We start from the raw sequence: 13,219 nt of genomic DNA on the forward strand, positions 1-13,219 counted from the left end.
TTGTTTATAATAATCTCTTTGTTAATCGTTTTGTAATAGTAATGAAGAATTGGCTGTATGGATTATTTTCTGATAGGACTTAGCCTGGCGCGAGAAGCTATAGCCTTCTTTTTTAATTGTCATAAAACCATAGTAATATCTACTCATTTTACAATTTTCCAAATAATTAACATTTTTCAAAAAGGTATTTAATACCAAAAGTAGAATAAGTACATTGTAACTCACGGTTAAAAAAATATTAAAAAGGAGTGTTCTCAAAAATGAAAATTAAGAAACTAGTTCTGAGTGCTACTGCAGCAATAGCTATTGTAGGTGGTTCTGCTATTCCAACTTTTGCCGCATCAGGAAATACTGAAAGCCAACTAACTTCAGCAAGTAACGAACTATCTACCCCATATGTGAATTTAACTGCATATGCTGCAAATTCATCAAGTGTTACTATAAGTCCGCCTGAATGGAAAGCGGTGTCAGGAGCTGTGGTTGGTAAAGGTCAGTATGGTAAAATAAAGCTTTATTCAACTGGGGTTGCAGGTTTAGATGTGCAAGAAAAAATCGGTAATAACTGGGTAACTATGGGTGGTACTGGTTTAACCTTGTTCGAAGAGGGTGGCGAAGCTACGCTAGATTATTGGATGGAAAAAGGTAAGGAGTATAGGATAGAAATAATCTCAGGTACTGCGTCAAAAACAACTGGAACAATAAGAAATTCACTATAAAAATACACTCAATAGAATCAATTTTAAACCTATTTCCCTTATTTTGTATCAAAAACTAAGAAACCGTCTTGCTAAAAGCAAAAGACGGTTTCTTGGTTTTTTCAAGTCAAATTAAAAAGTCGTGCCGTATGGACCGACTTACTATTGTGTGTTCCATTTTTACTTTGGCGGATATCCCTTAATGACATGTTATCTTTTAATAATTACGTTAGAGTACATATATACTCTAAGCTTTTTTAAAATAAATAACCAATACACATCATTAATGGGTATTTCCCTTTTAAAAACGTTAGATTAAAATGACATATTACTATCCATAATTTATACTAAAATATACTAAGGACTAAGTAAATAAAATTCTCGAAGTAGAGATTATAAGTTGAAATTACTATATAGTTTTTAAAAGGGGGATAGAAGATGAAGTATGATGGTTTTATTTCGTTTTTAGAAGAAAAGAATTATAGTGAAACTACTATAGCGAGTTATGAACTTGTTTTAAATCAATTCTTCTCATTCCTAAGACAACTCTATAAAAAGAAAATAGAATTATATGAAATCAAATCTAAAGATATAAGAGACTATCTTTCAACTCAGGGAGATAATCAGAAGGCAATCTCCACAATTAATAAAGAGTTGGCCATTTTAAAATCCTACTTTGATTATTTATGGGAAAGAAACAAAGTACCTATTGATCCAGCAGCAAAAATAAAAAGACTAAAGGTACAAAAACACCTGGATATTAGTTTGTTTTATGAAGATTTACTTAAGGTAAAGGAACTTGTAATAGCAAATACCAATTATTCAGCAAAGCGAAAAGCATTGTTTATACTTGCTATGGAAGGATTAAAAGCCTCCGAATTTAAGTTTAAAAAGGATGATGTTTCTATAATCGATGATAGAATTAAGATTAATCTTTCCAATAGAGTCATTACATTGGATAACATTGATGCAAGTATTTTTCTTGAGTTTTATTATAATAATTTACTAAACGAGTCAGAGTATCTATTCACTTATACGGATTCAGTAAATAATAGAATAATACCTATTACTTTTATGGGAATACACTATCACTTAAAAAATATACAAAAGGATTATGATATTAATCAAAACCTGCAGTTAACAACTATTAGAAAAGCTCTGTGCTACTATTTATATATTAATAAAAAACTCGCAGTCCAACGTATAGCTTTGATTATGGGTATAGAAGAACAAACTGTATCTATCTATTTAAGTAAGTTAACGAAGAGTATGAAAAGCATCTAAAACTTAATTAGAATCATATTAATAATAGGTTGAAATATAATAACTTTATAGGCTATAATACATTTAAATAAATCATTCAATGGGAAGAACCCAGAATAAACAGTTCTATAAAAGAGCTGTTTATTCTGGGTTCTTTTTTTAGGGAGAGAAGTTGATTAATGGAAAGGGAAAACAGCTTTATTAACAAGGTTATTACTGCGTCCCTCTTAAGTGAAGGAGAAAAAGAAATACAATCAAGTTCGCGAAAACTTAAAGTTCCATTTAATAAGAAAAAAATTCTTTATTTATCTAACTTATTAGCAGAATACAAATTAGAAAATAGCGTGTCAGTGCAATTCAAAAAAGGAGAATTCACTATTCATAGTAATGCTTTAGGATTCTTCCTAAGCAATTGGTACATTAAAGACCATAAGATATTTAGTTATCGTGTTGATCCATCATTAATTGATAAGGAAGCTATCATAATTGCTGCTATTTTGTTTGGGGAACGAAAACAGGATTATATTAGCATACACTCCAGCATTCACAAGGATCATCTTAAAACTTTGTGCTTATGTATAAATAAAAACATCAATGTCCCAGTTTCTTTCCATGGGGATCGAATTAGAATTTTTAATGTTAAACAGTTCTTTATGAATGTTTTTAGAAATTCTTCGACTATTCATACAGCGGAACTTGTTGATTTTCTTACAGAACAAGAGAAAAAAGAAATAAAGGAAGGGAGTTTTTTATGAGATATAAACCATTTTACTCTTCACTTTTGATCTCAGGTTTTATCATACTCTCAGGTTGTAGTAATGATCCATTTGTTAAGGAAGCGAAAAAAATAAATGACACAAAGGATACACATGAAGAAACTGAAACTGATAGTAAATCCCAGGACTTAGAATCATTCTATAAGGATCAGGTACGGCCTTTAGATGAGGTTGTCGCTGAATTGGACGGTGAATCTGTCAAAATACTAGATAAGAAAGAAGTGGAAGTAAAATCTTCTTATGAAGATCCAGAGGAGTTTGCAAGGTATGCAGCCGATATCTTATACAAATTCCAATCTCTGCAAATTTCTTCTGAGGACTTCTATAACTTTATTTTAGACTATGGTAGTATTCAGACCGTTGAAGAATTACCACAAAAACAGGATGCCATAAATATTTTCAAATCAATACAAGATTCCTATTTACAAGCTAATGTCAAAGGGGAGTCTTATGATATTACAGTAGTAAACTTAGATAGATTTAAAAGACAGGGGTACTTTTATCGCAAAGTATTAAGTACAGAAGGAATTAATTATTTTATTACTTCTATTTATAAAGAAGATGGTGCTTGGAAATATATTACTGATGAGCCATCAGATCCTTTTTATGAAGAATCCCAAGGAGGAAAAGAAAAATGAAAACTTTAGAAGAAATTCAGCAAAAAACAGAGGAAATGTTGATGTTACACTATCAAACAAATGGAGAGTTTAACAAAGATTTTTTTCTTTTGAACCAATATGTGCGTATACACCTTGAACAATTTATGGACGCAGAGAAAATTAAGGAATATGAGAATCATCTATTTAAAGTATCAAAATCTCTTTTATTTAATGGATATTTTATTGGGATGGAAATATTAAACAATCTAGAAGAGATATTTAAAGATGATGAAATATTTGAACAAAGTAATGCCAACCTTAAACAACAAACTTTTGATATGCTCCGTCAGGTCTTAGGTGAAAGTGTAGAGGATACATTAATTACAGAACCACATAGAAAATTAACTGCAAAACTAGTAATAGAATATGAAAATATTCTTCCTACTTTATTGAACTATGCATTTTATACAACCGTTTTGGGTGTACAACTTGCCTTTCAAGATGAACGGGATAGAAGAGAAATAAGTTTACCGAATCAAAATAAAGAGGGAGGAATATTAGCGAATATAGAAGATACACACTTCCTTTTTCCAGATGTATTTATGAATATTTCAGTTGTAAATAACAATGTAGAGGTATGGACCATTACCCAATCATTCTGGAATGGTTTCGACAAGATAGGGGACATTTTTGTCATTAAAAATTCTATAGGTGACCTCTATTTAAATGTAACGATGAAAAACACTTTACCTCTCGTTCAAAGAAACATGATATTTAACCGTATTGAAGGGATGATAAAAGAAAAAGCAAAAACAGGTAAATTGTTTAAAACTATGACCGTTGGAGAAGAGTTCTTTGATACAAGTGAAGAAAACTTTGATGAACTTTTGGAGGAATGAAAATGAAAAAATTCAAGAGATTTAGGCAGGAAATCTCCAGTGAAAGTAAACTTCGATCTACTCAATATAACCAAAAAGAACCAATCAATTGGATGGATTTTATTTTTAGCAAAATAAATAGAAATAAGGAAATAAAAGCAAAAATTCGTAAAAATTTAGAAACATTTTCAATTGAAGAACTAAGAGAAATGGCTTCATCAGTTTTACTAAATGGCTTGATGTTTTTTAGGTCAACATCAGAAATTAATAGTGAAAGTATGAATAAAGATTTCATTGATTTTCAGTTAGCTGTAAATTGGCATTTAGCAGATTCTCTTCACAATGTACCTGAAGCAATGTATGCAGAGAATAATTTAAGAGGAGACAAACCATCTTTAATATACTATCTTTCTGAGTACTTTAACTTCTTGCATGTATTCGAACAATTAGAAGACAAACCAAACTTTTACTACTATAGAAAATATTACACGAACTTCCAAATAAAAGAGGAATGGAAATTACTTTATGAAAATTAAAAAACTAAACTAGAAGAAAGGGAAAGAAAACTGGAGCTGTGAATGCAACTCACAAACGTAGTGAGATATTTAGAAAGCTTGTTTAAAATTTTTGGATTTTTATTTAGCTTGGAGGGATATTAATGGCTATTTTCGATCGTTTGGTTATTTCTGCTTTAATTGGAGCAGTTGTTGGGATATTGTGGGGGAGTGGGGCATTATTACTTTATTTAGTTTATTTTTTGTTTGATAAAATGTTTTATTTATAAGGCGTAGCTGAGACCTGTTGGAAAATAAAAGAGGTAATCAATCAAGAATAATCTATTCCGAAAATTTCCAAAGAATTTTATTAAATGCGCCTGTATATTAGTGAAAAGAGGAAATGAATGATGGATACTAGAAATTTCTTAACTCCATTCTTTTGGGTGGTAGGGATACTCTCGCTAATAACTATGTGCTTTTATTTTTATGAAGGATATAAGTTCGAATCAACTAGCGTTAAATATAAGGTCGAGTTAGCCAGTAAATTTGCTAATAAAAAAACAGTAATGGAACTTGATCCTGTAATGACAGCTGCAGGTGTACCAATCACAACATCAAAAGAAGAAATTAACTTATACTTTAAAATATTTGTTAATGAAAAGCCTTATGATATATTGGTGACAGAAAATGAATTTAATAACTACAAAGAAGGAGACAAAATTGATATATTGATAGGGTCTGGAAAAGCAAAGTTGGATAATAGCAAAGAGTAAAATAAAAAAGTAGCACAAACAAGTTCTATGTCTGTGCTACTTTTTTTATCCTAAAATCGGTTCACTCTTCATATAACCTCTTTTTGCATGATATAGAATCCTGTGAGTTGATAGACTTTTAGTTTCAAATATTTCATTCAGTACAGTAATTACAGATATAGCACTATAACGATTAGTTATTAATCTCTGAGGATTGGATGCAGCTAGTTCCTGACAACTTAATTGAGAAGGAGCTATTTCATCATTGTCCTCTAAAATATCTGGATATAACGTACCTATTGGTTCTGGAAGTATTTTCCAATCAGACTTGAAACCACAAACCATTTGTCCAGTGAAACCTGAATCTTTATATTCTTCCAATTCCTCTTTCGTCCAGGACTCAATTGGTCTATTTCTGTGATCCTTTGGTAAGATAACATTTTCATTGCCTACATCAAAATATAGTAGGGTCTGAGCGGTGTTAAAATACTCATGGAATATCTTTCTTGAATAGTTATTATCAACACAAGAAATAAGAATAGGGACTATTCTATAGTTATATGGAATTCTTTCATAATTGAGTTGGAACAATGTGTCTATTGTTTTAGTGTCTTCTACATAACCTCCAGTGTAAGTGGCTATGTCTAGTTGATAAGCAGCACGATACCTTTTAGCTAAGACATCTGCTTTATTTTTACCTACATCTTTTGCTAAGCATAGTTGGTTATTTCTATTTTTTTCTTCATAAATATCTGGTTCAGCAATTATTAACTTTGCCGATATCTCAAACATACTTAACATTTGGCACAATTGCTGAATAACAATTCCTCCAGTACCTCCTGCGCCTATAACTAGAATCTGATAATATACTTCACTTTGATAAGAGCGGCTTAAATCTATAGAAATAGGTTGCATCTATTCAACCTCCACTACAGTTAGATCATAGCCATTTACCTTTTGTTTAGTTGTCAATGTAAATTCAAATACTTTGCTACTATCTATAATAATATGTTCATTTAATTCTTTATTGAATGTACGAACTAGCACATCAGGGAATAATCCATTAATATTACCAATAATGGCATATAAAATAGGAGCACGCTGGTTGTCATCGTCTATTTTGGACGGTGTAGGACTTAAAATATGATGTGAATGTATTTCCATTACCTTTGAATACCTTCTCTCTATGAGTTTAAGAGCGGTCTCTTGTGCCTCTTCTGTAATAGTGACTAAATATCTGCTAACTCTTTGGGAAGGAATATCCATAAAAAATTCCTCAGTGTCATGATCAAAGTAAATATTAGCAAATACTTCAGTACCGTGATTATCTGAAAAGTACTTAGCAATATGGATAAAATCTAATAAGATTTGAAATGGAATCTTCTTTTTTTGTTGTTTTAAAGAAGAGTCCTCGAAAGAGAACTCTTTATTATCCATGCTGCCATTTTTCTTTGCTTGCATAATAGGAATAACCACATCTTGTTTTTCTACATATACCAAGGTGGTATATTTAGGTACTAAGATTGGAAAGTCTTTTTCTAATTTCTTTCTAAGTTGTTCTTCACTAATAGGTTTATATTCAATTTCTCCATCCTCAGACGTTTTTTTAGATGGAAGTCCTCTTTCAATTTCGTCCTTGGAGAAATAATTAGTAACTGGATATTCATTCATCCCAAACCGAATAATGGTTTTACTTGTTAATTTAAAGTTATCTTTCTTATTTGTTGAACTCTTTGTAGAACTAGAATTAGTATCAGTCTTTAGCTTTGGTTTATTTTCCTTTATATCATTCATTTTATTAAGGTCAACTTTTTTAGTCTCCACTTCAATATCAAATAGTGAAAAGATATCATCCTGTTTTATTGTCATTTTCAATTCCTCCATATTGTATTTTTATTATAGATTCTCTAAAATTTGAATTTTCGAATGTGGTAATAAGATTTCATCATCAAATTGTTTATTTTCATATTTTTCAAATAATGATGCCACACTTAAATTAGTAGTTGTTTTTGCTCCATAATCTTCTCCAAAAGGTGCCTGCAAAAACAATAAATGCAAACTGTTTAATTGATAGATGTCATCTATTTCAGGAAAAGTATTTCCTCCCATGCAAACATGACCGTCTAAAGATACATGTGAAAAGGGGAAAAGAAATACTTCCGTATCTTTTGTCAAAAATTTGGAGCCTTTAACAGCAACAATGTTTTTCAATTTTACTTTTTTCTCCATTACTTCATATAAGAAGATTAGTCTTGGTAGTCCAACCTGTTTAAATAGTGTTTTTCCATACCGCATATCAAGTTGTTGTTTTGGTACCTCTATATATACTAGTTGATGCTTTGCTAATTCATTAATCCAAACATGTTTCACGCAATTTTTTGGAAGAATTGGAGTTTGAGAATCAATTATGTAATCCTCTATACTTTCTTGAAGAATACTAAAAAGATTAGGGAGGGTAATGTTATATAATCCCTCTATCATTCTTCCATTTAACTTAATCATTTGATCTAATGAATCTAAAGTATTATTGAAATCAGAAGTGATTTGTAACACTTCGACTTGTGCATTTAAGTGCTGTGGTTCATCACTAAGCCGAAAGATAATGTCCATTTTGTTGTTCCTCCAGTTTTTCGTAAATATTATTAGTCTCATCAGCCACCTCTATTAAAGCTGATAATAATTCATGATAAAATCCATCAAAAATGAATCCAATAATAATCCCCAAAGACTCCTCTACAAATGCTTCACATTCTAAATCAATGTGATTCAAAGTTGACTTAATAAAGGCTATATACTCATCTTTTTGACTAGAAAGTAGTATTTTTTCCACTTTAAAGCTATTCAACACTATATACCATTCTGCTTTTGGGTTGATTACACTCTCGATTTGTTTAGCAAGTGAGATTTCTTCTGGATCATCCGTATAAACTGTTGCGTGTTTTGTATCAAAACCTAAATCATTCATACCTCGCATTAAAAAATCGTATCCAGGATTAGACATAAAACCTACTTCTACTCGATAGTTACCGTATCCACTTACATCCACATTAGCGTCATGGAGAATCTTTAACATTAATAAGTTAGAAATTGAATAGTCATAACTTGCTTTAGACTCTGCATCCATCAAAATTGATGTCATTTTCTTCACCTCTCTAAATAAAATCATCCTCATACCAATATATTTTTTTGCTTTCTTGACTCCAACGGACAAAAAATTCTTGGGTTTGCAAATAAGAGGACCACATATTATTTTTTATATTTTCATAGTCTTCTTCAGAAAAATCATCCGTATATTCATCCGATGGTAAATAATAGAATTCATCGAAGGCAAGAATTGCTTCATCATAGGTAAATGAATTGAAATTAATACTATCTGTTTCAGAATGGTTAATAACTATATCCATAAAGTAGGCCATTCCTGCTTCCGATGAATTTGGTTTAACAATAGTATTTTTATTTTTAATTTCCTGTGAGAGTTTCCTCATATTTATTTTCATAAATCCTCCAATAGAAAAAGAAGAAAGGAGAGCCTTTCTTCTAACATTTTGTTATTTATTTCTCACCGGAAGAATCAATTGTATTTCCTCATGAGAAGAATCACAAGGTGTTAATAAAAATGGACGCATAGAACCTTGGTATTTAAAGGACACATACTCTGATTCCATTGCTTTTAATGTATCGATCATATAATTATTATTAAAGGCAATATCAAAATTATCTTCACCTTCTAAACTTTCATAATCGATTTCAATTTTTCCGCTTCCAGTTTGCGCTTGATATGTTGATAAAGTCGCAACTCCATTTACATGGAGTTTAACGATTCCTTTAGTCTCATTATCTGCTGCATTAGTCAAACCACTAATCATTTCAAAGCCTTCCAAAAATTCTTTTCTGCTTATTTTCATTTCAGCAAGATGCTCTTTTGGAATTAAGCGGCTTACATCTGGATAAGTTCCTTCTAATAGACGGCAATAAAAAGTGAGATTATTATTTTGTAAAATAAGCATTCGATCATTTTCACAAAACACAGTAACTTTCTCACTTAAATCAAAGGACTTCAAACTTTCCAATATTGATTTTGCTGGGATAATAATCTTCCTGGACTCCTTATGAGATTCTGTGACGTCAATAACGCCTAAACGGTGAGAATCCGTACAGACAAGTCGTAGCTTATCTTCTGTAATTTCAAAACAAATTCCTTGTAGAACTGGTCTAGCATCAGAACTTGAAGCTGCATACCCTGTTTTTTTGATAAATGAATTAAATTCGGTTCCTTTAATAGACAGAGTTGGCTCTATACCATCAAATCTAGGTAATTTAGGATACTCTTCTGCCTTAAAAACTGATAGTTTAAATTCACTCTTTTTTTTCTTCCCATGTTTTATTACTAATTGCGTATCATCTAACGAAATGCTTAATTCGGTTTTAACTTTCTTAGCAATTTCATATAACTGATAGGGAACAACTACCTTACCTTCTTTATTAATAAGTATTGACTCATCTTCGAATAAAACTGGTAATTCATAACGAATAGTAGTGTTTAAATCAGATCCAATAACGATTATCTTATCTGACTTAACTTCTAAATAAAAACCTTGTAGTATTGGATTTGATGTTTTAGTTTTTACTAATTTCTCTACTTTTGATAGGACCTCTAATAAACTTTCTTTATTAATAATAAATTCCATGTAATTTCCTCCTAAAAAAGGTTAAAAAAATAACACAAAAATATTTTTGTGTTTGTTTACGCTGTTTGATGTTCAAACATATTATTTTTTATATCACCTTCAATAAATCCATTGATTTCTTTAATGTCTTCTCTGTTCAAACGTAGTAAACAAGAATGAAGATTATCGATCCTCTCTTGTGGTTTTAAAATCCTCACATAATTTAATACATTCTCAACTGGTATTTTATAATGAATACTCATTTTAACTAAGTCACTTACGGGTTTTAAGGTTTCATAGTATTTAATTAACTCTTTGTCAGTAGCCTTTTCCTTAATATCTTTTATTTCAACACAATCAGATTTAGTATCAGAATTTATATGATGAAATAACTCCATTGCTGCTCTTGGTTTAAGCTTGATTTTATTTATAAATTCGGTGATAGAAATAAAATAAGAATTCCTATTGAAGGTGTTATTTCCAGTCTTCTTATCAATTTCTCTTTTTTTATTGTTATTATCGCTAGTACTAGTTGTTTCATTGTTTTTTCCTTGTTTTTGCTCATCAGGTGGTAAAGCCCAATCAGGTAAACACGGTGGTTCATAATAACCCACTACTTTGTTTTTTTTATCATTCAAGTAGATAGAATTATTACTTTTAGTTTCAGAAACTTGAACATATATCGGCTCTAATTTGTATAAATAACGCCCAATACCAAACTGTACAGCAGCTCGCTTCATCGCATTCGATAAACCACCCTTAAAGGCTTCAAAATTAGAAGGTTCAGAACCATCCGATTTGGTAATCCATTGGCCATTAATATAACAACTAAGTTCACAAATTATACCACCGGAGAATTCTACGTATGAGTTTTTCCAGCCGCCAATACCAAATACTTCATCTAGTCTATTTTGAATAGCTCTGTTATTCACGTAAGCTACTACAAAAGCATAAGCTCCGTTGTTACCTTTGTTACTTGTTTGAACTTTCCATTCTATATCATTTTGTGAGAATGGTTGTCTTAATTTGTTAAGAATTTCTTCTGTAGATTGCGTCGTCATTTTTTTCTCTCCCTTTCTTAGAATAATTTATAACTCTTTTACATCGATAAACATAAAAAAGCCTTTGGAGAGATAGGGAAAGAATAGCAAAATGCTATTCTTAAAATCTATCAACCCAAAGGCTGTATGTTTATTTTAGAAACCGCAAATCCAAAAGGATCGCCACAAAATTAAAAATATAAAAAAGTTATAATTAAATTATACATTTTGTCTCCAACTGTAACAACTATTAAATAATTCATTCTATATATTTTTTAAAGTCTATGATATACTCTATTTAGATTAATAGTAAACATGAAAGCGATAACCGCTAGTATCCTCTTATCTAAGGGGATATTAGCGGTTTTTTTTATTTTTTGGAAAGAAGGGGAAAAAATGATGAGAAATTTAAACCAAATTTGTATTGAAGATGATGTTGAAAGACTTATTATTTTGAGGAAACGATTGAAGTTAAATCAATTTCAATTCGCGAAAGAGATAGGAATCAGTAGCAGCTATTTAAGAAAAGTGGAAAGCAGAACAATTCCTTTTCCATTTAAATTCCGAAAAAAAATTGATGAATACTTAAAACAGGAGCATTTAATCTATGAAAAAGGTTCTAACCTCTATAAGTGATGAACAGATCATCGGGGCAATACAATCAAATGATGTAGAAATTGTATTCTATGATTCTAACTTCATTAACCATGAAGAAGAAAATTACATCTTTAATTTGTTAATTATTACTTCAGATGAAATAAACAATCAGTTCTTTACGACTCTTAAAGTCCATGATATTTACATTTTGGGTAATTCAAATGACAATAAAGCAAATGGGAGAAACATGTATTTCTTTGAGAATGAGGATTCGCTCAGAAAGGCTCTATTCATCTGGCCAAAAAAAGTAAAAAATAGTCAAGATAAAGATATTAGTACTTCTGAGAATACACTCAATATGGAGGTTCAAGTTGACCAGGGATCTTTACATACTTCAATTACAGGAGAAGCAAAAGAAAATAAAATAATAGACTCCATTGAAACTGTTGATTGTAACAATGCACCACCGGTGAGTATTAAAGATGATTTCCCATCAACGGAATATCCTATTAACATTAGTCATTTCAGTACAAATAAAATTGAAGCTATGAGAAAGCAATATGTATACAAAGGAAAACAATACCCACAAAACAAAACGATTGCTGTATGGTCTCCACTTCATCGTATAGGAGTATCGAGTTTTATTCTAAACTTTGCAATATACCTTCAAGAACAAAAAATACAAACAGCTGTTATAGAGGCAATGCAACCTCCAAAATTATCTAGTGTTTTGTCTAGATATGAACCAATGCCGGTTAATTTTCGTTCTTTTATAGAAGTGTTTCATTTAGAAGAATATGAACTTATGGAATTAGATTATCACAAAACAAATTGGCAATATATGGGAGTTTTATGGTTACCTATTGGAGAAAAAGATTATGTTTATAACTGGACTGAGGACTTTTTAGAAGTGTATTTTCAATTTTTTCGATATCATGATGTAATTTTAACAGATTTGCCAAGTGGAAAGATGACAGAAGAAACAGAAAAAGTACTTAAAAATATTGATGAACTTTGGGTAATGGTAGACAATTCAATTGTAGATATTCTAATGTGGAAAAAGTATATTCACCAATTAAGAGAAAAACATGGAATATCGATGAAATTAATCTATAATCGTAGTTTTCCATTTAGTAAGATTAACTCTTTAGTGAATGGCCTCGAACTCCCCATAATAGGGACCATTCCGGATCTAACAGAAGAATATATTCGATTACAATATAAAAAGAAGCCTCTTATCTCATTTGATGAAGTAAGGGAAAAAGTAAAAGAGAATTATGAAAATCTTATTAAGGCGGGATTTCAATTGGATTCCATATCAAATTCAAAAAAATTTCCTCTCAAAACACTTATCAAAAAACTTTTCCAATCAAGAGGTTGAATAGAACTTAAATAAAGTGCTATGATAAATACATAAATTGTATATATTTTAGTATTTTGTTGCTTTCTTTTTGA

The 13,219-nt window shown here is 30.5% G+C and carries 17 protein-coding genes; 10 read left to right on the forward strand and 7 right to left on the reverse strand.

Going from position 1 to position 13,219, the window contains the following annotated elements; genetic code table 11:
- Positions 1-260: 260 nt before the first annotated feature.
- The 8 genes from NX902_RS24670 (at position 261) to NX902_RS24705 (ending at position 5,481) form a co-directional block, all read left to right on the forward strand.
- Positions 261-716 carry a hypothetical protein gene (locus tag NX902_RS24670; protein ID WP_341123829.1) on the forward strand — a complete coding sequence of 152 codons (456 nt, stop codon included), beginning with the start codon at positions 261-263 and terminating at the stop codon, positions 714-716.
- A 417-nt stretch (positions 717-1,133) separates the two neighbouring features.
- Positions 1,134-1,979: a tyrosine-type recombinase/integrase gene (locus NX902_RS24675; RefSeq protein WP_171510392.1), complete on the forward strand. Its 846-nt coding sequence runs from the start codon at positions 1,134-1,136 to the stop codon at positions 1,977-1,979.
- Positions 1,980-2,137: 158 nt separating this feature from the next.
- The gene (locus NX902_RS24680; RefSeq protein ID WP_047943199.1) at positions 2,138-2,713 is read left to right on the forward strand and encodes a hypothetical protein; all 576 of its coding nucleotides are present in this window, start codon (positions 2,138-2,140) and stop codon (positions 2,711-2,713) included.
- Entirely contained in the window at positions 2,710-3,372 is a 663-nt protein-coding gene (locus NX902_RS24685; protein ID WP_144545548.1) for a hypothetical protein, read from the forward strand. The genes NX902_RS24680 and NX902_RS24685 overlap by 4 nt, the downstream gene beginning before the upstream one ends.
- A complete protein-coding gene (locus tag NX902_RS24690; protein WP_341123828.1) occupies positions 3,369-4,232 on the forward strand; it encodes a hypothetical protein in 864 nt (287 codons plus the stop codon). Before NX902_RS24685 ends, NX902_RS24690 begins: the two co-directional genes overlap by 4 nt.
- A gap of 2 nt (positions 4,233-4,234) precedes the next feature.
- A complete protein-coding gene (locus tag NX902_RS24695) occupies positions 4,235-4,747 on the forward strand; it encodes a hypothetical protein (RefSeq protein ID WP_341123827.1) in 513 nt (170 codons plus the stop codon).
- Positions 4,748-4,869: 122 nt separating this feature from the next.
- Entirely contained in the window at positions 4,870-4,995 is a 126-nt protein-coding gene (locus NX902_RS24700; RefSeq protein ID WP_341118176.1) for a hypothetical protein, read from the forward strand.
- A gap of 117 nt (positions 4,996-5,112) precedes the next feature.
- Positions 5,113-5,481 carry a hypothetical protein gene (locus tag NX902_RS24705; RefSeq protein WP_341153310.1) on the forward strand — a complete coding sequence of 123 codons (369 nt, stop codon included), beginning with the start codon at positions 5,113-5,115 and terminating at the stop codon, positions 5,479-5,481.
- Positions 5,482-5,526: 45 nt separating this feature from the next.
- Here the strand turns inward: NX902_RS24705 and NX902_RS24710 are convergent, their stop codons facing one another.
- From NX902_RS24710 to NX902_RS24740, 7 genes are read right to left on the reverse strand one after another with little or no spacing between them, the layout of a single operon-like run.
- Positions 5,527-6,375, reverse strand: coding sequence for a ThiF family adenylyltransferase (locus NX902_RS24710; RefSeq protein WP_341123825.1), 849 nt, complete (start codon positions 6,373-6,375; stop codon positions 5,527-5,529).
- Positions 6,376-7,329, reverse strand: coding sequence for a hypothetical protein (locus NX902_RS24715; protein WP_016204961.1), 954 nt, complete (start codon positions 7,327-7,329; stop codon positions 6,376-6,378).
- A 27-nt stretch (positions 7,330-7,356) separates the two neighbouring features.
- Positions 7,357-8,070, reverse strand: a complete 714-nt coding sequence (locus tag NX902_RS24720; RefSeq protein WP_341123823.1) for a hypothetical protein — start codon at positions 8,068-8,070, stop codon at positions 7,357-7,359.
- Positions 8,048-8,599 (reverse strand): hypothetical protein, encoded by a 552-nt coding sequence (locus NX902_RS24725; protein ID WP_016204959.1) that lies wholly within the window; start codon positions 8,597-8,599, stop codon positions 8,048-8,050. Before NX902_RS24725 ends, NX902_RS24720 begins: the two co-directional genes overlap by 23 nt.
- A gap of 13 nt (positions 8,600-8,612) precedes the next feature.
- A complete protein-coding gene (locus NX902_RS24730; protein ID WP_016204958.1) occupies positions 8,613-8,957 on the reverse strand; it encodes a hypothetical protein in 345 nt (114 codons plus the stop codon).
- Between the two features lie 51 nt (positions 8,958-9,008).
- The gene (gene dnaN, locus NX902_RS24735; RefSeq protein ID WP_341123822.1) at positions 9,009-10,148 is read right to left on the reverse strand and encodes a DNA polymerase III subunit beta; all 1,140 of its coding nucleotides are present in this window, start codon (positions 10,146-10,148) and stop codon (positions 9,009-9,011) included.
- A 56-nt stretch (positions 10,149-10,204) separates the two neighbouring features.
- A complete protein-coding gene (locus NX902_RS24740) occupies positions 10,205-11,188 on the reverse strand; it encodes a Rad52/Rad22 family DNA repair protein (protein ID WP_144545533.1) in 984 nt (327 codons plus the stop codon).
- Between the two features lie 375 nt (positions 11,189-11,563).
- On the opposite strand from NX902_RS24740, the gene NX902_RS24745 reads away from it, so the two are divergent.
- Positions 11,564-11,803, forward strand: a complete 240-nt coding sequence (locus tag NX902_RS24745; protein ID WP_040344260.1) for a helix-turn-helix domain-containing protein — start codon at positions 11,564-11,566, stop codon at positions 11,801-11,803.
- Positions 11,775-13,145 (forward strand): hypothetical protein, encoded by a 1,371-nt coding sequence (locus NX902_RS24750; RefSeq protein WP_341123821.1) that lies wholly within the window; start codon positions 11,775-11,777, stop codon positions 13,143-13,145. Before NX902_RS24745 ends, NX902_RS24750 begins: the two co-directional genes overlap by 29 nt.
- The last annotated feature ends 74 nt before the right edge of the window (positions 13,146-13,219 follow it).

Source organism: Niallia sp. FSL W8-0954 (assembly GCF_038005605.1).
GTDB classification, from domain to species: domain Bacteria; phylum Bacillota; class Bacilli; order Bacillales; family Cytobacillaceae; genus Niallia; species Niallia circulans_A.